Source organism: Pseudarthrobacter defluvii (genome assembly GCF_030816725.1).
GTDB lineage: Bacteria > Actinomycetota > Actinomycetes > Actinomycetales > Micrococcaceae > Arthrobacter > Arthrobacter defluvii_A.
In genome coordinates this window covers 1,607,556-1,628,033 of the sequence record NZ_JAUSYG010000001.1, presented here as the reverse complement: position 1 = coordinate 1,628,033, position 20,478 = coordinate 1,607,556, and the positions used below count along the sequence as shown (strand labels likewise).

At 67.8% G+C, this 20,478-nt stretch carries 17 protein-coding genes; 7 read left to right on the top strand and 10 right to left on the bottom strand.

Going from position 1 to position 20,478, the window contains the following annotated elements; genetic code table 11:
* Nucleotides 1-39: 39 nt before the first annotated feature.
* Nucleotides 40-1,443: a glucose-6-phosphate dehydrogenase gene (locus QF031_RS07560; protein WP_307426134.1), complete on the top strand. Its 1,404-nt coding sequence runs from the start codon at nucleotides 40-42 to the stop codon at nucleotides 1,441-1,443.
* Between the two features lie 129 nt (nucleotides 1,444-1,572).
* On the opposite strand, the gene QF031_RS07555 is transcribed toward QF031_RS07560, so the two are convergent.
* Entirely contained in the window at nucleotides 1,573-1,911 is a 339-nt protein-coding gene (locus QF031_RS07555) for a P-II family nitrogen regulator (protein ID WP_141160148.1), read from the bottom strand.
* Nucleotides 1,908-3,260, bottom strand: a complete 1,353-nt coding sequence (locus QF031_RS07550) for an ammonium transporter (protein ID WP_307426131.1) — start codon at nucleotides 3,258-3,260, stop codon at nucleotides 1,908-1,910. The genes QF031_RS07555 and QF031_RS07550 overlap by 4 nt, the downstream gene beginning before the upstream one ends.
* 226 nt (nucleotides 3,261-3,486) lie before the next feature.
* Between QF031_RS07550 and QF031_RS07545 the strand changes: the two genes are divergently transcribed.
* On the top strand, nucleotides 3,487-4,728 hold the full coding sequence (locus QF031_RS07545) for an MFS transporter (RefSeq protein WP_307426128.1): 1,242 nt from the start codon (nucleotides 3,487-3,489) through the stop codon (nucleotides 4,726-4,728).
* Nucleotides 4,729-4,757: 29 nt separating this feature from the next.
* Here the strand turns inward: QF031_RS07545 and ftsY are convergent, their stop codons facing one another.
* Together ftsY and smc are read right to left on the bottom strand one after the other, a co-directional pair.
* Entirely contained in the window at nucleotides 4,758-5,963 is a 1,206-nt protein-coding gene (gene ftsY / locus QF031_RS07540) for a signal recognition particle-docking protein FtsY (RefSeq protein WP_307426127.1), read from the bottom strand.
* A 103-nt stretch (nucleotides 5,964-6,066) separates the two neighbouring features.
* The gene (smc, locus tag QF031_RS07535) at nucleotides 6,067-9,669 is read right to left on the bottom strand and encodes a chromosome segregation protein SMC (RefSeq protein WP_307426124.1); all 3,603 of its coding nucleotides are present in this window, start codon (nucleotides 9,667-9,669) and stop codon (nucleotides 6,067-6,069) included.
* A 231-nt stretch (nucleotides 9,670-9,900) separates the two neighbouring features.
* On the opposite strand from smc, the gene QF031_RS07530 reads away from it, so the two are divergent.
* Genes QF031_RS07530 through QF031_RS07520 form a run of 3 tightly spaced genes read left to right on the top strand, consistent with a single transcriptional unit; the run spans nucleotide 9,901 to nucleotide 14,572 of the window.
* Nucleotides 9,901-10,923: a 3-oxoacyl-ACP synthase III gene (locus QF031_RS07530; RefSeq protein ID WP_307426122.1), complete on the top strand. Its 1,023-nt coding sequence runs from the start codon at nucleotides 9,901-9,903 to the stop codon at nucleotides 10,921-10,923.
* Nucleotides 10,917-13,604, top strand: coding sequence for an alpha/beta fold hydrolase (locus QF031_RS07525; protein ID WP_307426120.1), 2,688 nt, complete (start codon nucleotides 10,917-10,919; stop codon nucleotides 13,602-13,604). The genes QF031_RS07530 and QF031_RS07525 overlap by 7 nt, the downstream gene beginning before the upstream one ends.
* On the top strand, nucleotides 13,601-14,572 hold the full coding sequence (locus tag QF031_RS07520; RefSeq protein ID WP_307426118.1) for an NAD-dependent epimerase/dehydratase family protein: 972 nt from the start codon (nucleotides 13,601-13,603) through the stop codon (nucleotides 14,570-14,572). Before QF031_RS07525 ends, QF031_RS07520 begins: the two co-directional genes overlap by 4 nt.
* Nucleotides 14,573-14,610: 38 nt before the next feature.
* Here QF031_RS07520 and mutM read toward each other — a convergent pair whose 3' ends face one another.
* The 5 genes from mutM to coaD form a co-directional block, all read right to left on the bottom strand.
* Nucleotides 14,611-15,576 (bottom strand): bifunctional DNA-formamidopyrimidine glycosylase/DNA-(apurinic or apyrimidinic site) lyase, encoded by a 966-nt coding sequence (mutM, locus tag QF031_RS07515; protein ID WP_307426115.1) that lies wholly within the window; start codon nucleotides 15,574-15,576, stop codon nucleotides 14,611-14,613.
* Nucleotides 15,577-15,581: 5 nt separating this feature from the next.
* Nucleotides 15,582-16,310 (bottom strand): ribonuclease III, encoded by a 729-nt coding sequence (rnc, locus tag QF031_RS07510; protein ID WP_307426113.1) that lies wholly within the window; start codon nucleotides 16,308-16,310, stop codon nucleotides 15,582-15,584.
* A 19-nt stretch (nucleotides 16,311-16,329) separates the two neighbouring features.
* Entirely contained in the window at nucleotides 16,330-16,533 is a 204-nt protein-coding gene (gene rpmF / locus QF031_RS07505) for a 50S ribosomal protein L32 (protein WP_009356569.1), read from the bottom strand.
* A gap of 36 nt (nucleotides 16,534-16,569) precedes the next feature.
* Nucleotides 16,570-17,094, bottom strand: coding sequence for a YceD family protein (locus QF031_RS07500; RefSeq protein WP_307426110.1), 525 nt, complete (start codon nucleotides 17,092-17,094; stop codon nucleotides 16,570-16,572).
* Between the two features lie 122 nt (nucleotides 17,095-17,216).
* Entirely contained in the window at nucleotides 17,217-17,717 is a 501-nt protein-coding gene (gene coaD, locus QF031_RS07495; RefSeq protein WP_307426106.1) for a pantetheine-phosphate adenylyltransferase, read from the bottom strand.
* A 43-nt stretch (nucleotides 17,718-17,760) separates the two neighbouring features.
* On the opposite strand from coaD, the gene QF031_RS07490 reads away from it, so the two are divergent.
* Both QF031_RS07490 and QF031_RS07485 read left to right on the top strand, forming a co-directional pair.
* Nucleotides 17,761-18,990, top strand: coding sequence for an aminotransferase class I/II-fold pyridoxal phosphate-dependent enzyme (locus tag QF031_RS07490; protein ID WP_307426104.1), 1,230 nt, complete (start codon nucleotides 17,761-17,763; stop codon nucleotides 18,988-18,990).
* Nucleotides 18,990-19,778, top strand: a complete 789-nt coding sequence (locus QF031_RS07485) for a spermidine synthase (protein ID WP_307426099.1) — start codon at nucleotides 18,990-18,992, stop codon at nucleotides 19,776-19,778. Before QF031_RS07490 ends, QF031_RS07485 begins: the two co-directional genes overlap by 1 nt.
* Here the strand turns inward: QF031_RS07485 and rsmD are convergent.
* Nucleotides 19,775-20,446 (bottom strand): 16S rRNA (guanine(966)-N(2))-methyltransferase RsmD, encoded by a 672-nt coding sequence (rsmD, locus tag QF031_RS07480; RefSeq protein ID WP_307426094.1) that lies wholly within the window; start codon nucleotides 20,444-20,446, stop codon nucleotides 19,775-19,777. The genes QF031_RS07485 and rsmD overlap by 4 nt on opposite strands.
* Nucleotides 20,447-20,478 lie beyond the last annotated feature (32 nt).

Genomic DNA, 20,478 nt, shown 5'->3' with positions numbered 1-20,478 from the left:
GGGTATCAAGTCAGGCACGGTAGGTGGCATGCTGGCAAAATGACGAGCCAAACAACTGTCAAGACCCTGCTTATCCTCGGCGCCTCGGGCGACCTCACCGGCCGCCTCCTCCTCCCGGGCCTGGCGCGCCTGGTTGCGGCCGGCCGGGCCGGGGGCCTCAGCCTGGTGGGGGCCGGTTCCGACCCCTGGACGCCGGAACAATGGCGGGAGCGGGTACAGGCATCGTTCGCCGCGGCAGCCGGTGAAACGGATGAGCCAGGCAAGGAAGCCCTTGAGCTGCTGCAGAAGGAGACGGTCTACCACCAGGTGGACGTCACGGCGGACGGTGCCCTGGCCGGACTGCTGGGCGGGCTGGAAGGCCCGGTGGCCGTCTACTTCGCACTGCCGCCCCGGATCAGCCAGCTGGCGTGCGAGACGCTTCAACCCGGGGAGGTTCCGGACGGTACCCGCCTGGTGATGGAAAAGCCCTTCGGCTCCAGCGAGGAATCAGCTCGCTCCCTCAACCGGACGCTGGCCCGCCTGGTCCCCGAGGACCACATCCACCGGGTGGACCACTTCCTAGGGAAGGCCACGGTGTTGAACATCCTGGGCCTGCGGTTCGCGAACAACTTCCTGGAGCCGGTGTGGAACCGGCAGCACGTGGAAAAGGTGGAAATCTTCTTCGACGAAGACCTGGCGCTCGAGGGACGTGCCCGCTACTACGACGGCGCCGGCGCCCTGCGGGACATGATCCAGAGCCACCTCCTGCAGGTCATGGCCATCATGGCCATTGAGCCGCCTGCCACCATCGGCGAGCGCGACCTCCGTGATGCCGTATCCACCGTCCTTCGCGCCAGCAGCGTCAGCGCACCCTTTACCGAATCAACGCGCAGGGCCCGCTACACGGCCGGCACGGTGGCGGGCAGGGAGGTCCCTGACTACGCCAGCGAGGAAGGCGTGGACGCCGGCCGGGGAACGGAGACGCTCGCGGAGATCCAGGTGGGCATCGACAACTGGCGCTGGCGCGGGGTTCCGTTCATCCTGCGCTCCGGCAAGGCCCTGGGCGCCAAGCGCAAGGAAGCCGTGGTCACCTTCCTGCCGGTGCCCCACCTCCCCCAGGGCTTCACCGGGGTGGACTCCCCCAACCAGCTGCGGATCGGTTTCGGTCCTGACACGCTGGAGTTCGACGTCGACGTCAACGGGCCCGGAAACATCTTCAGCCTGGGCCGCGTCACCCTGGAAGCGGAACTAAGCGCCTCTGACCTGCTGCCTTACGGCGAAGTGCTGGAAGGCGTGCTGTCCGGCGATCCGCTGCTGTCCGTCCGGAGCGACACGGCAGAAGATTGCTGGCGGATCGTTGAGCCGGTGCTCAAGGCGTGGAAACAGGGTGAGGTCCCGTTGGAGGAGTACGACGCCGGATCTGCCGGCCCCGGGTCCTGGTCCACCAACGGGCGGGAGGACTGAGCAGTGAACGGCGGCGTGCGCCTGGCACCTTAACCGGAAACAGGACGGGCGGGACCTTTTCGGTTCCCGCCCGTCCTGTTTCCGGTTTCAGGTTTCTGCCGGCAGCTGGGGCCGGCGGTGGCACCCGCCCTAGATGGCGGCCACGCCGCGCTCCCCTGTCCGGACCCGCACTGCTTCATGGACGTCCATGGTCCAGACCTTGCCGTCCCCGGCCCTGCCGGTATTGGAGCTGGCAATGATCACGTCCAGGATGTCGTCAGCCTGTTCGTCCGTGGCGAGGACTTCCACCCGGATCTTGGGCAGGAGGTCCACGTTGTATTCCGCCCCCCGGTAGACCTCGGTGTAGCCGCGCTGCCGGCCGTAGCCGCTGGCCGCGCTTACTGTGAGGCCCTGGACGCCGTAGGCTTCCAGCCCTTCCCTGATGGCATCGAGCTTTTCCGGCCTGACGATTGCAGTGATCAGTTTCATGCCCCCACGCTTTCCTTGCCTGTTGCTGACTGTGCCTTCTGCGCTTCCGATGCCTGTCCGGCTTCAGGGGTTGCGCCCTTGCCGGTGATCATGTCGTGCAGCGGCTGGAAGCTTCCGCCGTGCCCGCTCAGGCCGAACTCGTAGGCAGTTTCGGCGTGCAGGCTGAGGTCCACACCCACCGTTTCCTGTTCCTGCGAGACACGGAAGCCCATGGTCTTGTGGATGGCCAGCGCGATGATGGTGGTGAGGATCGCGGAGTAGGCGATGGCGATGCCGGCTGCCGCGAGCTGGGCCCAGAGCTGTGCCGGTCCGCCGCCGTAGAAGAGGCCGCCACCAACACCGTCGGTGGGCAGTGAGATGAAGCCCAGGGCAACGGTGCCGATGATGCCGGAGACCAGGTGCACGCCGACCACGTCCAGCGAGTCATCGAAGCCCCAGCGGAACTTCAGGCCGACCGCCAGGGCGGAGGCGACGCCGGCCACGACGCCCAGGCCCAGGGCACCCACGGGGCTGACGTTGGCGCAGGCGGGAGTGATGGCAACCAGGCCCGCAACAACACCGGATGCGGCGCCGAGCGAGGTGGGGTGTCCGTCGCGGACGCGCTCGGTGACCAGCCAGCCGAGCATGGCAGCTGCCGGGGCTGCGAGGGTGTTGACCCAGATCAGGCCGCCCTGTTCGGCAGTGGTGGCCGCACCACCATTGAAGCCGAACCAGCCGAACCAGAGGATGGCCGCGCCGAGCATGACGAACGGGATGTTGTGCGGGCGGTGGTTGGGGTCCTTGCCGAAGCCCCTGCGGTTGCCGATGATCAGGACCAGGATCAGCGCGGCCACACCGGCGTTGATGTGGACCACGGTGCCGCCGGCGAAGTCGATGGCAGGTCCCAGCGCCTTGCCGATGGCGCCTTCGGGGCCGAAGAGGCCGCCGCCCCACACCATGTAGGCCAGCGGGCAGTACACCAGCGTGACCCACACGGGAACGAAGACGGACCAGGCGCCGAACTTGGCACGGTCGGCGATGGCGCCGCTGATCAGGGCCACCGTGATGATGGCGAAGGTGGCCGCGTAGCCCACCTTTATGAGGCCGTCAGGGGTGGTGATCCCCTCAAGGCCGAAGGTGGCGAACGGGTTGCCCACGATCTCCATGAACCCTTCCCCGGAACTCATGGACGCGCCCCACAGGACCCAGACGACTCCCACCATGCCGATGGAGATGAAGCTCATCATCATCATGTTCAGGGCTGCCTTGGCGCGGGTCATGCCGCCGTAGAAGAATGCCAGACCGGGTGTCATGAACAGCACAAGGGCTGCCGCCACCATGACCCAAACGTGACCTGCGGTAAGTTCCATGGTGCACGTCCTCTCTCATCGAATTTTGCGGAACTGCTCCGCCTGCCAACGCCTTTTGCGTCCTGTAATGAGTTTGGGCGCGGCGTGTTTCGCCCGCTGGGAATTTAGATTGCCGGGCTGTTACAACAACCTCCAGGAAGTAAATGGTGCATATCCGCCTTGTTACGGTTATGTTTCCGCACCCGCGCAGCCACCCGGCTCCCTTTCCAGCAAGGACTCCCGCACCATGACGGCACCACCCCGCGCAAGCGGCGCCACTTCGAGGTTTTTGGCCCGCCTGCGGCCGCAGCGGGAGAAGCTTCCCCGCGACATCAAAGTGATGCTGGCCGCGGCGTTCCTCATCGCACTTGGCTTCGGGCTTGTTGCACCCGTACTGCCGCAGTTCGCCACCACCTTTGGGGTGGGGAACACCGAGGCGGCCGTGATCGTGGCGATCTTCGCGTTCATGCGCCTGGCGTTTGCTCCCGCCGGCGGCGCCCTGATCGGCAGGCGCGGCGAACGCCCTGTCTATGTCGCGGGGCTGTTGATCGTGGCATTGTCGACAGCAGCCTGCGCCTTCGCCCAGGACTACTGGCAACTGTTGCTGTTCCGCGGCCTGGGCGGGGCAGGGTCGGTGATGTTCACGGTGGCGTCAATGGCCCTGGTGGTGCGGCTGGCGCCCCCGCAAAGCAGGGGCAGGGTCTCGGGCGCCTACGCGTCCGCGTTCCTCATCGGGAACGTGTGCGGGCCGATCGTGGGCGGCCTGCTGGCCGGGCTGGGCCTGCGGGTTCCCTTCCTCGCCTACGCAGGCGCACTGCTCGTCGCCGCGTTCGTGGTGCAGACCCAGCTCAGCCACCAGCGCAGGGACGGTGGCGAAACGCAGAAGCGGGCGCCGGACATGGCATTTGGTGAAGCCCTGGCCGCGGGCACGTACCGTTCTGCCCTTGCTTCCAGCTTTGCCAACGGGTGGGCAACTTTTGGCGTGCGGATGGCTACTGTGCCGCTGTTTGCAGCGGCTGCCTTTGGAGCGGGACCGCAGGCGGCCGGCCTGGCCCTGGCCGTGTTCGCCGCCGGCAACGCCGCCGCACTCACCTTCTCCGGGCGCCTGGCGGACTCGCTGGGCCGCAAGCCAATGATGATTTCGGGCCTGCTGGTGGCGTCCCTGGCAACCGCGGCGATCGGCATTACCTCAGACCTGCCCTGGTTCCTTGCGGCGTCCACGCTCGCAGGCGTCGGGTCCGGCCTCTTCGGCCCCGCCCAGCAGGCGGCAGTGGCCGATGTGATTGGCAATGGCCGCTCCGGCGGCAAGGTGCTCGCCGTGTACCAGATGACGTCCGACGTCGGCGCGATCGTTGGGCCCGTAGCGGCAGGGCTGCTGGCGGACCGGCTGGGTTTCGGCTGGGCTTTCGGGGTGACCGGCGGCATCATGCTCCTGGCCGCCGTCGCCTGGCTGCCCACCCGTGAGTCGCTTCGCACGCCCGGGTCGTAGCCCGCCCTGCCGATCCAGCAGGGCCTTGGCTAGTTCAGCAGGGCGTCGACGAAGCCTTCGGTGTCGAACGGCGCCAGGTCATCGGCGCCTTCGCCCAGTCCGATGAGTTTGACCGGCACGCCAAGGGTCCTCTGGATGGCGACGACGATGCCGCCCTTGGCGGTTCCGTCCAGCTTGGTCAGGACGATGCCGGTGATGTTGACCACCTCGGAGAAGACCCGCGCCTGGTTCAGGCCGTTTTGGCCGGTGGTGGCGTCCAGGACCAGCAGGACCTCGTCCACCTCTGCCAGCTTCTCCACGACGCGCTTGACCTTGCCGAGTTCGTCCATGAGGCCCACCTTGTTCTGCAGGCGGCCGGCAGTGTCGATCATGACGACGTCGACTTCCTGTTCGATGCCTGCCTTCACGGCCTCGTAGGCAACCGAGGCGGGGTCGGCCCCGTCAATGTCCGACTTCACGGTGGGCACGCCCACGCGCTGGCCCCATGTGGCCAGCTGTTCGGCGGCGGCGGCGCGGAAAGTGTCTGCTGCGCCGAGCAGGACATCCTTGTCCTCGGCGACCAGCACGCGGGCCAGCTTCCCCACGGTGGTGGTCTTGCCTACTCCGTTCACGCCCACCACCATCATCACGGCGGGCTGGTCGCCATGGCGCTGGACGTTGAGGCTGCGGTCCATGGTGGGGTCAACGAGCTTGATGAGTTCTTCGCGGAGCATGGTCTTGACGTGTTCCGGAGTCCTGGTGCCCAGGACCTTGACGCGCTCCCGGAGGGCATCCACCAGCTGCATGGTGGGTTCGGTTCCCAGGTCTGCGAGCAGGAGGGTCTCCTCCACCTCGTCCCAGACGCTCTCGTCGATCCGGTCGCTGGAGAGCAGCGCCAACAGGCCCTTGCCCATCATGTTGTTGGAGCGGGCCAGGCGTTCACGCAGGCGCATGAGGCGCCCTGCCACGGGGAGCGGGGTTTCGACGGGAATGGTTTCCAGTCCGGCGGCATTGTCCGGAACGGTGCTGGTGTCCAGCCCCTCGAGGTCCACGCCCCCGGGGGCCTCGCGCTCGATCGTTCCCTGACGGTCCGCCACCGCCGTGCTGCCGCCGGAGCGGATTTCGGGGTCATTGGCATCCCGCGTGCCGGGGTACCTGGTGATGTTCCTCCGGGTCTTGAGCAGGACCGGAATCAGCCCGCCGATGACCACCAGCGCAGCAAGAATGGACAGGACAATGGGAAGGATGTCATTCACTCCCCTAGCTTCTCATAAACGGCCTGCCCGGTTTCCGGGGCGTCCATGCAGCTGACCTGCCCCTTTCAGCCGTCCGCCCTCCGGCGGCAAACCCGGCCCGCTGTTACGCCTCCACTCCGAGGCGCTGGCTGATCACGGTGGAAACGCCGTCGCCCCTCATGGTCACGCCGTACAGCGCGTCCGCCACTTCCATGGTCCGCTTCTGGTGCGTGATGACGATGAGCTGGCTGGACTCGCGGAGCTCTTCGAAGATGGTGATGAGCCGGCCGAGGTTGGTGTCGTCCAGGGCCGCTTCGACCTCGTCCATGACATAGAACGGCGAGGGCCGCGCCTTGAAGATGGCCACCAGCAGCGCCACCGCGGTCAGGGACCGCTCACCGCCGGAGAGCAGGGACAGCCGCTTGATCTTCTTGCCGGCGGGGCGGGCCTCCACCTCGATGCCCGTGGTGAGCATGTCCGCAGGATCGGTCAAGACCAGGCGGCCCTCGCCGCCGGGGAAAAGCCGATCGAAAACCCGGACGAATTGGGCCTGGGTGTCCTCGAATGCTTCGGCAAAGACCCGTTGGACCCTGTCATCCACTTCCTTGATGATGTCCAGCAGGTCCCGCCGGCTGGCCTTCAGGTCCTCGAGCTGGGTGCTGAGGAACTGGTGCCGCTCCTCCAGCGCCGCGAATTCCTCCAACGCCAGGGGGTTGACTTTGCCCAGGCTCGCGAGGTCCCGCTCGGCCTTCCGCAGCCGTTTCTCCTGCTCCTGCCGGACGTAGGGCTTTCCTTCCCGAATCTCCTCGCCGCCGGCATCGACGGGGGCGCGGAGGGCCGCCCATTTGTCGCTGGATTCCTCTGCCGGAACCGGGACGGGAACATGCGGGCCGAACTCCTCCACCAGCGCCTCGGGGCTGATGCCCAGTTCGTCCACCGAGCGGGTCTCCACCGCCTCGATCCTGGCCCGCTGCTGGGCCCGGGCCAGCTCGTCACGGTGCACGTTGTCGGTGAGCTGGGCCAGTTCCCGGGCCAGGGCATCATTCGCCTCCCGGACCTCGCGCAGCCCGCGGTCACGCAGCTCGCGGTTTTCCTCGGCCAGGTCCCGTTCGTGCCGGGCCAGGTCCACGGAGATGTCCACATACTTCAACGCCAGTTCCACCCCCGCGGAAACGGCTGCCGCACGCTTGGCCTGGATGCGGCGGCGCCGGGCGCGCTCGGCGGCTTCTTCGCGGGCACGGCGCTCGGTGGCGGCGGCACGTTCCAGCGACGCCACCCGGTTGCGGGTGGCCGCCAACTGCTCTTCGGCACTGCGCAGGGACAGCCGCGCCTCCACCTCGGCCGCGCGGGCGGCCGATGCTGCACGCGCCAGGGCGTCCCGTTGTTCAGTGGAGGGTTCCTCTTCAACGGGCGCTTCCTGGGCCGCTGCCAGACGGGCTGTGACGGCGGCGAGCGCTTCCTGCTCAGCAGCGACGTTTTCCTCCGCCCGCGCCAACGACGCTGCCAGGCGCTCGCTCTCGCCAACGGCGCTGCGCAGGACGGAGTTCAGGTGGCCCAGGCGCTCAGCCACGGCGGCGAGGCGGGCGTCGGATTCGTGCAGCTTGTCCAAGGCGGCATCGGCCTCCGCCTGCGCACCTGCGCGCCGTGCCTCTGCTGCGGCCAGGGCGAACCTGTTCCGCTCCAAATCCGCGGTGACCGTGGAAAGGCTGCGGTCGGCGTCGTCCACTGCCGCCTGCACCTCGAGAAGCGACGGCGCCTTGGCCGACCCGCCGGCCACCGTTGCGGCGGTGAACACGTCCCCTTCGCTGGTGACGGCCGTCATGCCCGGCTGCGAGGCCACGAGGGCTGCCGCGGCGTCGAGGCCGGTGACGACGGCGGTCCCGGCCAGCAGGTGCCGGACCAGGGCAACAGGCCCCGCAGGCCCGTCGACGAGGTCCGCAGCCCATTGCGCACCTTCGGGCAGCGGCATGTTGTGCCCCTTCCCGTTGCGCCCGTCCCCCTGCGGGCCGGACGCAGCCGATGCGAGGAGCAGCGACGCCCGCCCGGCGTCGTCGTCCTTGAGCCGCTGCAGCACCGCAAGGGCAGCGTCCTGGTCCTGGACCAGCACTGCCTCGGACGCCTGCCCCAGGGCGGCGGCGACTGCCGCTTCATAACCGGCCCGGACGGTGATTGCGGCGGCGAGGCTTTCCCGGACCCCGGCCAGGCCTGATTCAAGGGCGTGCCGGGCGCCGTCCTTGCGGTCAAGGCCCAGCTTGAGGGCATCGAGCCGGGCGGCCAAAGCGTCCCGTTTCCGGACTCCTTCGTTGACGGCTGCCTTGAGGTCCGCGATTTCCTGGAGCACGGCGTCCAGGGTTTCGCTTGCGGCCTCGTAATCGGCGTCAAGGGATTCTTCCCCCTCCTCCACACCGGCCACCTGGTTCTCCAGTGCGGTGAACTCGGCCTGCGCCCGGGCGCGGCGTTCCGTGCCGGCGGCGAGGGATTCCCGCAGCCGCCCGAGTTCCGCCTGCGCGGACTCCACGCGGGACCTGGCGGCCGCCACCTGTCCCGCCAGCCGCGCCAGTCCTTCCCGCCGGTCGGCTGCAGCGCGGAGCTGGGCCGTGAGCCGCTGGTCTTCTGCCAGGGCCGCCTGCTCTGCGTCGGCCTTCGCGGCACTGGCCGCATCCAGGGCGCTGCGCCTGGATTCGATGTCCTGTTCAAGCTCGGCCAGCTCCTGCCGCACCCGGGCCGCCTGGCGTTCGAGCTGTTCGGGGTCGCGGCCCGGGGCCGGTGCGGCGTCGTCGGAACCAAGCAGGCGGCTGCGTTCAGTGGCCAGCGATCCGAGCGACCTCAGCCGCTCCCGGGCGGTGGAGAGCCGGTACCAGGTGTCCCGGGCGGCGTTGAGCCGGGGTGTGGCCTCTGCCGCCAACTGCTCCAGCGAAGCCTGTTGCCTGCGGCCGGCTTCGAGCTCCTGCTCGACGGCGGTGCGCCGGGCCTTGAGCGCGGCCTCGTCCGCCACATCCTGTTCCAGCGCCAGCTGCAGCTGGACAAGGTCGTCGGCCAGCAGGCGGGCGCGGGCGTCCCGGACGTCGAACTGGACGCGCTGGGCGCGGCGGGCCACCTCGGCCTGCTTGCCCAGGGGCGTGAGCTGGCGCCGGATTTCTCCGGTGAGATCGGTGAGGCGCTGGAGGTTGGCCTGCATGGCCTCCAGTTTCCGCACCGTCCGTTCCTTACGGCGGCGGTGCTTGAGGATCCCTGCCGCCTCCTCTATGAAGCCGCGGCGGTCCTCGGGGGTGGCGTGCAGCACCCGGTCCAGCTGGCCCTGGCCCACGATGACGTGCATTTCCCGCCCCAGGCCGGAGTCCGAGAGCAGTTCCTGGATGTCCAGCAGCCGGCAGCCGGCACCGTTGATGGCATACTCGGAGCCGCCCGTCCGGAACAGCGTGCGGGAAATGGTGACTTCGCTGTATTCGATAGGCAGGGCACCGTCGGTGTTGTCGATGGTGAGCGACACGTGGGCGCGGCCAAGGGGCGGCCGCCCGGACGTCCCGGCGAAGATGACGTCCTCCATCTTGCCGCCGCGGAGGGTTTTGGCCCCTTGCTCGCCCATGACCCACGCCAGGGCGTCCACTACGTTGGACTTCCCGGACCCGTTGGGGCCCACCACGGCTGTGACGCCGGGTTCGAAGTCAAAGGTGGTGGCGGACGCAAAGGACTTGAACCCCCGGACGGTGAGGCTTTTGAGGTGCAAGGCTTTCCTGGTCTCCTGGAGCGGGTGAGGGCATGATTGCGGGAACCGGCTCACTACAATCTACTGCGCAGGACCGACATTTCCCCGCAGCAGCGCCCGGAAGCGGATGCCTGCGCCAGGGGTGAATATGCATGTTCCGGGCAGGCAAAGGCATAGTTAAGCTCTTGAGCCTGCGTTTTTGTGGGTACAGTCACCGCAGGAATGCGGGACAGAAACGAAGAGGGGCTTGAATTGGCAGGTAATGCAACCTTCCGCCACAGCAACACTGCGCTGCTCTCGGTCAGCAGCGTTGAAGCTCCAAGGATTGTGAGCTCCACGGACTTTGACCGCCGCCTGGCGGCAACCCTGCAGCGGCTGAAGTTTCCGCCGCGGTTGCTCGAACGCGTGGCAGGCATCACCCACCGCCGCTGGTGGGCCCCCGGAACGTCGTTCGATGACGCCGCCACGGAAGCCGGCGCCAAGGCCCTGGCCGAGGCGGGCATCGAGGCATCCGACGTCGGCCTGCTGATCAACACCTCGGTGACCAGGCGCAACCTTGAACCGTCCGTGGCGGTGAAGATCCACCACGGACTCGGCCTGCCGTCGTCGGCCATGAACTTCGACCTTGCCAACGCCTGCCTGGGATTCGTCAACGCCCTGACCCTGGCCGCCAACATGATTGACTCGGGCCAGATCAGATACGCCGTCATCGTGAACGGCGAGGACGCCCAGCTGACCCAGGAGGCCACCCTGGAGCGCCTCCAGCGGCCCGAGACAACGCGGGATGACTTCAACCGGGAGTTCGCCACGCTGACGCTCGGGTCCGGAGCCGCCGCCGCCGTCCTGGGACCGGCGGATGGGCATCCCGGCGCGCACCGCGTGGTGGGCGGCGTAATGCGTGCCGGCACCGAGCACCACGAACTGTGCGTGGGCGGCATCGACGGCATGCACACGGATACCAGGGGCCTGCTCGACGGCGGGCTGGAGCTCGTCGTCGACGCCTGGCATGAGGCCCAGCCCGAGTGGGACTGGGCGGCCATGGACCGCTACGTCACCCACCAGGTCAGCAACGCGTACACGCAGGCCATCATCGAGGCGATCGATCTGGACCCGGACAAGGTGCCCATCACGTTCCCGCACTGGGGCAATGTGGGGCCCGCCTCCCTTCCCATGACACTCGCCGCCGAGGCACAGTCCTTGGGCAGCGGGGACCGGGTCCTGTGCATGGGCGTCGGGTCCGGCCTGAACACCGCCATGCTGGAAATCGTTTGGTGATCGCGGACTGGCCCGGCGTCAACGCCGAGTGGTCACGTCAACTCGATGTCCCGTCCACCTCCGGCGCTGATCGCCCGGGCACGATGCGCCGCTGGCACCTGCTGGACAACGGCGCAGAACTGGCCCGCCGCGGCCTGACACCCCTGGGCACACTGCTGTGCGTGCACGGCAACCCCACCTGGTCCTACCTGTGGCGGACCCTGCTGGCCGCCGGCTCCGACGCGGCGCATCCGTGGCGTGTGGTGGCCGTGGACCAGCTGGACATGGGTTTTTCAGAGCGCACCGGAACTTTCCGGCGGCTGGCCGACAGAATCAACGACCTGGGCGACCTCACCGACGCGCTGGCCCTGGACGGGCCTGTCGTGTCGGTGGGCCACGACTGGGGTGGTGTGATCAGCCTCGGGTGGGCGCTGGCCCACCGCAGCCAACTGGCCGGCCTTGTGCTGACCAACACCGCCGTCCACCAGCCTGCCGGCTCCCCCATTCCGCCGGCACTGCGCCTTGCCCTCCACCCTGCCGTGCACAAATTGGGAACCACCACCTCCGACGCTTTCCTGCGGGTGACGCATTCGCTGGCGCACCCGCCGCTGTCCACGGAGGTCCGTAACGCCTACATGGCCCCCTACCGCGGACCTTCCCGCCGGGTGGGGGTGGGAAACTTCGTGGCGGACATTCCCGTTGACGCCTCCCATCCCAGCTTTGCTGCCCTCACCGGTGTTGCGGAAGGCCTGCACGGTCTCGATGTGCCTGCCCTGATGCTGTGGGGCCCGCGGGACCCCATCTTTTCCGACCGCTACCTGAAAGACCTCCTTGCCCGGCTCCCGCACGCGGATGTGCACCGGTACGAGGGCGCCGGACACCTGGTCGCCGAGGACCGCGACATTGCCGCGCCCATCTTCGACTGGCTCGCAAGCCTCACCGGCGGCGGCAATGTACCCGGCGTCGTTCGCCCTGCCCCAGCCGGCGCCGCCGCGCAGGGCAGTGATGGCTTTGAGCCGCTGTGGGCTCCCCTTGCGCAGCTGGCGGCGGGACCCTCGGCAGACGCGAGGGCCGTCGTCGAAATGGCACCGAACGGCACCGTGGCCCGTGCACTGACGTGGCAGCAGTTGGAGACGGGCGTCGACCACCTTGCCGCGGGCCTGCGGGAGGCTGGGATTGGACCCGGCAGCCGGGTAAGCCTGATGGTTCCGCCCGGCGTGGACCTGACCGTGGCGCTGTACGCCTGCCTGCGCCTTGGCGCGGTGGTCGTAGTGGCGGACGCGGGCCTTGGCACCAGGGGCCTAAGCCGGGCAGTCAAGGGCGCCACTCCCGACGTCCTGATCGGAATCGATAAGGCCCTGGCCGCCGCCCGCGCGCTTAACTGGGCGGCACGGCGGATCAGCGTGCGAGACCTTCCCGCCGGCCGCCGTCGGCTTCTTGGGGTGGAAACCTCCCTTGCCACCCTGGCCAGGGCGGGGTCCACGGCAGCGGCTGGGGCTGCCGGCCCTGTGGCAACGTCCCTGCCGGGCCCGGACTCCCCCGCCGCCGTGCTCTTTACATCCGGTTCGACGGGTCCTGCCAAGGGTGTGCTGTACACCCACCGGCAGCTCGCCGCCATGCGGGACACCGTTGCCGAAACCTTCGGAATCCGTCCCGGCCAGCGCCTGGTGGCCGGCTTCGCACCCTTTGCCCTGCTGGGGCCGGCACTGGGGGCCGTCTCGGTGACGCCGGCGATGGACGTCACGGCGCCCCGCACCCTGACGGCCCGCGCCCTCGCCGATGCCGCGGCCGCCATCGACGCCACCGTGGTTTTCGCCTCCCCCGCCGCCCTGCGGAACGTTGTTGCCACGCGCGAAGGACTGACCGCGGGGGGCAGGGCGGCACTCGAACGCGTTGACCTGCTCCTCTCCGCCGGGGCGCCCGTTCCGGAACCACTCCTCGCGGAGGTGCAGCAGCTGGTGCCCCGCGCCTCGCTGCACACCCCGTACGGGATGACCGAGGCGCTGCCCGTCACCGACATCAGCCTTGAACAGATCCAGGCGGCCGCAGCCGACGCCGCTGGCGGAACAATGACCGGGGCCGGCAACGGCGTCTGCGTGGGCTGGCCCGTGCACGGCGCAAGCGTAGCCGTCGTTCCCCTTGCCCCGGACGGCACCGCCCCCGGGTCGGCACCTGTCACCGGGGCCGGCATAACGGGAGAGATCCTGGTCGGTGCGCCGCATGTCAAGGACGCCTATGACCGCCTCTGGCTGACCCAGGAGCTGAGTACCGGCCCCTCCGGATGGCACCGCACCGGGGACGTGGGCCACTTCGACGCCCAGGGGCGGCTATGGGTGGAAGGCCGCCTTGCCCACGTCATTACGGCGGCCGGGGACGTAGTGACCCCGGTGGGCGCGGAGCAGTCCATCGAAGGCGTGGACGGCGTCCGCATGGCGGCCGTGGTGGGCGTGGGACCGGCCGGGACGCAAGCTGTCGCCGCCGTCGTCGAAACCAACCCGCCCTCCCGCAGCGCAGGCCTTGCCGGGGTGGAACTTGCAGGCAAAGTGCGCGCCGCGGCCCGCAGCGCGGGCGTCTCCGTCGCTGCCGTCCTGGTTGTTCCTGCGCAGCCCACCGACATCCGCCATAACGCAAAGATCGACAGGACCAGGCTGTCCCGGTGGGCCTCGTCCGTGCTGGCCGGCGGCCGGCCGGGGACGCCATGAGGGTCTTGGTCACCGGTGCCAGCGGCCTGCTGGGCCGGGAGGTCGCGGCCCTTTTGGTGCAGAAGGGCCATGCCGTCACCACCTTCCAGCGGCGCCCCTCAGGGGTCGACGGCGCCACGGACTGCTGCGGCTCCCTCACCGATGAGGCAGCGGTCAGGGCCGCGGTCCGGGACGCTGAAGCCGTGGTCCACCTGGCGGCCAAGGTTTCCTTCACCGGCCGCGCCGAAGAGTTTGACGAAGTGAACGTCCAGGGAACCCGCCGCCTGCTCCTGGCCGCCCGCGAAGCCGGGATCCGCGACTTCGTCTTCGTTTCCTCGCCATCGGTCGCCAACTCGGGTGCAGCCATCGCAGGACTGGGAGCAGAGCCGGCCGACCCGGTCCACGCCCACGGCGACTACTCCCGCACCAAGGCCCAGGCGGAGTTGCTGGCCCTTGCCGCGGACGCCCCGCACTTCCGCGTCGCCGCGGTGCGCCCGCACGTGGTGTGGGGCCCCGGAGACACCCAGCTGGTGGAACGTGTCATGGCACGGGCGGCCCGGAACCGGCTGCCGCTGCTCAATGCGGGGGCAGCCTTGATCGACACCACGTACGTGGACAACGCAGCAGCGGCCATTGTTGCTGCGTTGGACCGAATGGAACACATCCATGGCAGGGCCCTGGTGGTAACCAACGGGGAGCCGCGGCCCGTGGGGGAACTCATCGCAGGAATCTGCGCCGCCGGCGGGGTGCCCGTACCGTCGTGGTCCGTCCCGGGCCGGCTGGCCCGGCTCGCAGGATCAGTGGTGGAGAGGGCATGGCTTCGGCTGGGTAAGCAGGATGAGCCGCCCATGACCAGGTTCCTTGCAGAGCAGCTGTCGACGGCGCACTGGTTCGACCAGCGGGAAACCCGCTCGCTCCTCGCCTGGGCCCCCGAAGTGTCCATCGACGAAGGCCTGGTCCGGCTGGCGGACTACTACGGCTCCCGTTGAGCCGGACTGCGGGCTGGGCGGGCCGGATCAGGCCGGCGTTACCAGCGGCCGTTGCGGGGCCGGGGCTGGCATACGGGGCAGGTGTGGGACGACCGGTTCATGAACTGGTCCCTGCGGATAACCGAGTGGATACCGGCTGCGGCGCACCGTTTGCAGGGCTCGCCCTGCCGGCCGTACGCATTGAGGGACCGGTCGAAGTAGCCTGAGGCACCGTTGACGTTGACATAGAGGGAATCGAAGCTCGTTCCGCCTGCTGCCAGGGCATCAAGCATGACCTCACGTGCGCTCTCCAGGACGCGCTGGGCTTCACTCCTGCGAAGGGTGTCGGTGGCGCGGGCAAAATGCAGGCGGGCACGCCACAGGGCTTCGTCGGCATAGATGTTGCCAATTCCCGACACGAGGCCCTGGTCCAGCAGTGCCCGCTTCAGCCCCGTTTTCCGCTTGCGGAGACGCTGGTAGAAGAGGTCGAAGGAGAAGGCAGGGTCCAGGGGGTCCCGGGCGATATGTGCCGCTTCCTCTGCAATGAGGGGAAGGGGGGATTCCGCGAGGCCGCCTGGACCGCCGTCGTCGGTAGGTACCAGTGCGGTGACGAACAGCCCGCCGAAGATCCGCTGGTCCACGAACCGCAGTTGCTCCGGCATCCCGTCCCGCGGACTGAGCCGGAACCGGACCTTGAGGTGCTTCTCATCGGGGACGGCTGAATCCTGCATCAGCAGTTGCCCGCTCATGCCCAAATGTGCCATGAGCGCGACCTCCGGCACGCCGCCGGCCGGGTTGCCGGGGCCGGGAGCGGCGCTGTCAAGCAGCGGCATCCAGAGGAACTTGCCCCGGCGCACGACGTCGGACACCACGGCACCTTCGAGGTTGCCGATGAAGTCCTCCACGCCAAGGGCATGGCGGCGGATGGAGCGCGGATCGAGGACATCGACGGCGTCGATGGTCCTGCCGCGCACCCAGTTCACCAGGCCACGGCGGACAACCTCCACCTCGGGCAGTTCGGGCACGGACGCTACTGGGCGGCCACGGAGCCGGCACCGGCACTGGAGGCCGCCTGGGCCGCAGCGCCGGAAAGCACGCGCCAGGCATCCGCCGCGGCTTCCTGTTCCGCTTCCTTTTTGGAGTGGCCGGAACCCTTGCCGTACGCCGTTCCGCCGATGTTCAGGACGGCGGTGAAGGTGCGGGCATGGTCCGGACCGGTCCCGTCCACCGCATAGTGGATACTGCCCAACTGCCGGCTGGCCGCAAGTTCCTGGATGCTGGTCTTCCAGTCGGTACCGGCGCCCAGGACGGCCGCATCCTTCAGCAGCGGACCGACCAGCCGCATGACCAGCTGGCGCGCTGTCTCGATGTCGTTGGAGACGTAGGTTGCCCCTATCAGGGCCTCCATGGTGTCTGCGAGGATGGACGCCTTGTTCTTGCCGTGGGTGAGCTTCTCGCCCTGGCCGAGGTAGATGTACTCCCCGATGCCGAGGCTGCGGCCGATTCCGGCCAGTGCACGGGTACTCACGACGGCGGAGCGCCGCTTGGCGAGTTCACCTTCAGGCAGGTCCGGGTTGTCCCGGTAGAGGGCATCGGTTACTGAGAATCCGAGGATGGAGTCGCCCAGGAACTCGAGCCGCTCGTTGGTGGGTATGCCGCCATTCTCGTAGGCGTACGAACGGTGGGTGAGCGCAAGACGAAGCGTCCCGGCGTCAATAGAGACACCGAGACGCTTCAGAAGCTCTTCAGTTGAAGACATCAGTCAGCCTATTGGCCGATTAGACGTCAGCGACCTTGCGGCCCTTGTACTCAAGGAACAGCGCGGTGCCAGCAGAGTCGGTAACGACCTTTGCCTGGTGCGGCAGGCTGTAGGTGACCTGGCCGTTCTCAACGGTCTTCACCAGGTGGGGGGCGGTCGCCTTCCACTGCGAGCGGCGGGCGCGGGTATTCGAGCGAGACATTTTCCGCTTGGGAACAGCCACGGCTAACTCATTTCTCTCTAGACAAACACGTACAAATCAATTTTGCCGGTCAGGCTTAGCCATATCAGCTAGGGCAGCCCAGCGAGGATCCAGGACCTCGTGGTGGTGCCCCGGCTCGTCTTCCAGGCGAGCTCCGCATTCGGAACAAAGGCCCTGGCAGTCTTCCCGGCACACCGGCTGGAACGGCAGATTGGTGACAACCGCGTCCCGCAACACCGGTTCAAGATCGATTACATCGTGCTCGACTCGACGTTGCTCTTCATTTTCTTCTCCGTCCGAGAACTCAGCGCCCTCGTAGAAGAAAAGTTCTTGCACATTGACCTCAAGGTCATACGCAAGGGGATCCAGGCATCGGCCGCACTCACCGGTTACTTCGGCGAGAACGGTTCCTGATACCAGAATTCCTTCGTGTACGGCCTCAAGCCTCAGGTCGAGCTCGACATCCGAGCCTTCCTGAACACCAATGAGCGCCACACCAAGATCACCCGGTGCGGGTACATGTTCCTTCAGCGTCCGCATGCTTCCCGGGCTGCGCCCGAGGTCCTTGACGTCGAACGCCAAGGGCGAACCAGCATCTCTGTTAATGAGAACTCCTGTTGAACATATGACCGACGTACCATCTTAGCCTGAAGAGCCTTGGCGACTCAAACCGGCAGGAGGCAGCGCCGAAGTACCGATCCAGCCTACCGCCTTGACTGCTGATCAGGCGAAGGCTCGCCGCCGACCATGCGCCGGTGCACGGACCGCGGCACGTAGTCCGAGACGCTGCCGCCCAGGACCGACACTTCCTTGATCAGGGTGGAGGACAGGTGGAGGTAGCTGGCCTCGGCCGGGAGGAAGACTGTTTCCACGCCGCTCAACTGCCGGTTCATGGTGGCCATGGGGAGCTCGTAGTCAAAGTCCGACGACGACCGGAGCCCCTTGACGATGGCGGAGACGCCCCGCTGGCGGCAGTACTCCGCCAGGAGCCCCTCGCCCACCGGTTCCACCACGATGCCCTTCAGTAACGCGAGGGTTTCGCGTGCCATCTCCAGCCGCTCTTCCAGGCTGAACATGTACTTCTTGGCGTAGTTGGTGGAGATAGCGACGATGACCTCGTCGAAAAGACCGGCAGCCCTTGCAATGACTTCGAGATGGCCGTTGTGGATGGGGTCGAAGGATCCGGGGCACACAGCGCGTCTCATGGTTTGAACCTACCCCATGGAAAGGCCGGGATACCATGACTGGATGCATCCACCACGGGAACTTTCCACGCCCCTGGCACCTGCTCCCTGGCAGCGGACCGCGCTCGGAGCGAACCTGCTTGCTCCGGACGGCGGCCTCGGCGTCACCATCTTCGAGGAGATGACCACCCTGGCCGTCCAGACCGGCGCCATCAACCTGGGACAGGGCTTCCCCGACGAAGACGGGCCGGTGGAGATCAGGGAGGCCGCGCGGGCTGCCATCGCTGCCGGGGCCAACCAGTACGCCCCCGGCAAGGGACTTCCCGAGCTCCGGGAGGCGGTGGCAGCGCACCAGGAACGTTTTTATGGGCTGGCACCGGACCCCGCAACCGAAGTTGTTATCACGACCGGGGCCACCGAAGGCATCGCCGCTTCCCTTCTGGCCTTCGCAGGACCGGGCGACGAGGTGCTGACATTCGAGCCGTTCTACGACTCCTACGGCGCCATCATCGGCCTCTCCGGCGCCACTCACGCCACAGTGCCCTTGGCTGCCCCGGACTTCCTGCCCGACCCTGCGGCACTGGACGCTGCGTTCAGCGAGCGGACACGGGTGGTGCTGCTGAACAATCCGCACAATCCCACGGGGGCAGTTTTTCCACCGGAAATCCTGCAGCGCGTGGTGGACCTTGCAGCGAAGCACGGCAGCATCATCATCTCGGACGAGGTGTACGAGCACCTGACCTTCGGAGTCAGCCACACCCCCGTGGCCACGCTTCCGGGCGCTGCTGCCCGGACCATCACCATTTCCTCCGCCGGAAAGACGTTCTCCCTTACCGGATGGAAGATCGGCTGGCTGAGCGGCCCGGAGGAACTGGTTGCCGCCGTCCGCACCGTTAAGCAGTTCCTGACCTACAGCTCCGGCACTCCGTTCCAGACGGCGATCGCGGCAGGACTCGCCCTGCCGGACGGCTTCTACACAGGTATCGCCGCTGCCCTGGAACAGAAGCGCGATATCCTCAGCGCCGGGCTGCGGGCTGCCGGCTTTGATGTGTTTACCCCAAAGGGAACCTACTTCGTGAATGTGGACACGGCGCCGCTTGGCATCACTGATGCCCTGGACCTCGCCCGGCGGCTGCCGGCACTGGTGGGGGTGGCCGCCATCCCCGTGCCGGTGTTCTGTCATCCGGAAGGAGCGGAACGGATGCGAAGCCTGCTCCGGTTCGCTTTTTGCAAGAAGACAGAGGTCCTGGAGGAGGCTGCCGCGCGGCTGGCAACCCTGCGCAGCAGGCTGTGATGTCCGGCGGCAGCGGCGGGGCCGCCAGCCGGTTCCTCCGGACAACGGGCCAGCACGCCGCCATTGAACCCGACGCGTTTACGCATGGCGGCTATGTGCTCAGCATTGGCGGAGCCGAACAGTCCCATGTGAACCTGGACCGCCCGGAGGAGATTTTTTACGAATACCTCCGCAGGATCGGGCATCTGGTGGATCTTGCAGCTCCGGCAGGACAACCGATCAGGGCCCTGCACCTCGGCGCGGGGGCGCTGACGCTGGCCCGGTACGTCCAGGCAACCCGTCCCGGTTCAGTGCAGTACGCGGTGGAGCTGGAGCGCGAGCTGCTCGACTTTGTCCTCCGGCACCTGCCCCTGCCCGAGGGAACAGACCTGACCACGATCATCGGCGATGCCCGCGAGGCACTGGGAGAGCTGGCTCCGGACCTCACGTTCGACGTCGTGATCCTGGACATTTTCTCCGGCCCTGACGCCCCGGCCCACATCGCCACCAGCGGCTTCTATCGCGAAGCGCGGCAACGCCTGCGCCCGGACGGGCTGCTGGTGGTCAATGTGGGCGACGAATCGGCGCTCACGCTTGTCAGGAGCCAGGTGGCGGCAATGCGCGAAGCCATGGCTGATGTGGCAGCGTTTGCCGAGGCGGGGATGTTCGAGGGCCGGTACCCGGGCAATATCATCCTGGCGGGGACGCAGGGTCCCTGGCCGGAAGCCTGGACAGCCGAACTGACCGCACGCGGTCCGCACCCCGCGCGGGTCCTGGCGGGGGTGGACCTGGACCCCTATTCCGGCTAGGCGCCGGTGGAAGCAGGGCCTTCCACGTCGCTACCTTCAGGCCCGGCACCGCCGGGCACGCCGGTGGTCTCGGGCAGGTCCTCCGCGGCGATGGCGTCGGGCACGAACGGCTCGGCAAACCACAGCCGGGTCTCCCCGTACTTCTTCTCGGCGAACCTCGTCATCGCATCGGGCCATGCCGGTTCCGGCGAACGTGAGGATCGTTCCACCACCACGACGGCTCCAGGGGCCAGGTGCGCTGCAAGTTTCTCCAGCACCGCGGACAGCCCGGCATCCTCCAACGGGTACGGCGGATCCAGGAACACCAAGTCCCAGGCGGCGTCTTCCGAAGCCCGGTCAAGGAAGGGCTCCACCTTGGAGCGGTGCACCGAGACGGCTTTCCGGCCCAACACACCATTGATAAGATCCGCGTTGCGCTGGCAGACGGCACTGGCCTTGGCGTCGGACTCCACCAGTTCCACTGTCTGCGCTCCCCTGCTGCCGCTTTCCACACCCAGGGAACCCGACCCCGCGTAAAGGTCCAGCACGCGGGCGTCCGCGATCACGTCGAAGGCGTCGAGGCGGGAAAACAGTGCTTCCTTGACCCTGTCCGTAGTAGGCCTGGTCAGGGAACCCGGGACTGGCGTCAACGTTGTGCCACCGCCGGCACCGGCAATGATCCGGGTCACCGCCGGCACCACATTCCACGGGTGCCCTGCAG

Coding starts and splice junctions, on each gene's coding strand:
- QF031_RS07545 (WP_307426128.1), top strand. CDS start 3,487: ATGACGGCACCACCCCGCGCAAGCGGCGCCACTTCGAGGTTTTTGGCC.
- QF031_RS07520 (WP_307426118.1), top strand. CDS start 13,601: ATGAGGGTCTTGGTCACCGGTGCCAGCGGCCTGCTGGGCCGGGAGGTC.
- QF031_RS07555 (WP_141160148.1), bottom strand. CDS start 1,911: ATGAAACTGATCACTGCAATCGTCAGGCCGGAAAAGCTCGATGCCATC.
- QF031_RS07490 (WP_307426104.1), top strand. CDS start 17,761: ATGCATCCACCACGGGAACTTTCCACGCCCCTGGCACCTGCTCCCTGG.
- coaD (WP_307426106.1), bottom strand. CDS start 17,717: ATGAGACGCGCTGTGTGCCCCGGATCCTTCGACCCCATCCACAACGGC.
- rnc (WP_307426113.1), bottom strand. CDS start 16,310: ATGTCTTCAACTGAAGAGCTTCTGAAGCGTCTCGGTGTCTCTATTGAC.
- QF031_RS07560 (WP_307426134.1), top strand. CDS start 40: ATGACGAGCCAAACAACTGTCAAGACCCTGCTTATCCTCGGCGCCTCG.
- QF031_RS07485 (WP_307426099.1), top strand. CDS start 18,990: ATGTCCGGCGGCAGCGGCGGGGCCGCCAGCCGGTTCCTCCGGACAACG.
- QF031_RS07550 (WP_307426131.1), bottom strand. CDS start 3,260: ATGGAACTTACCGCAGGTCACGTTTGGGTCATGGTGGCGGCAGCCCTT.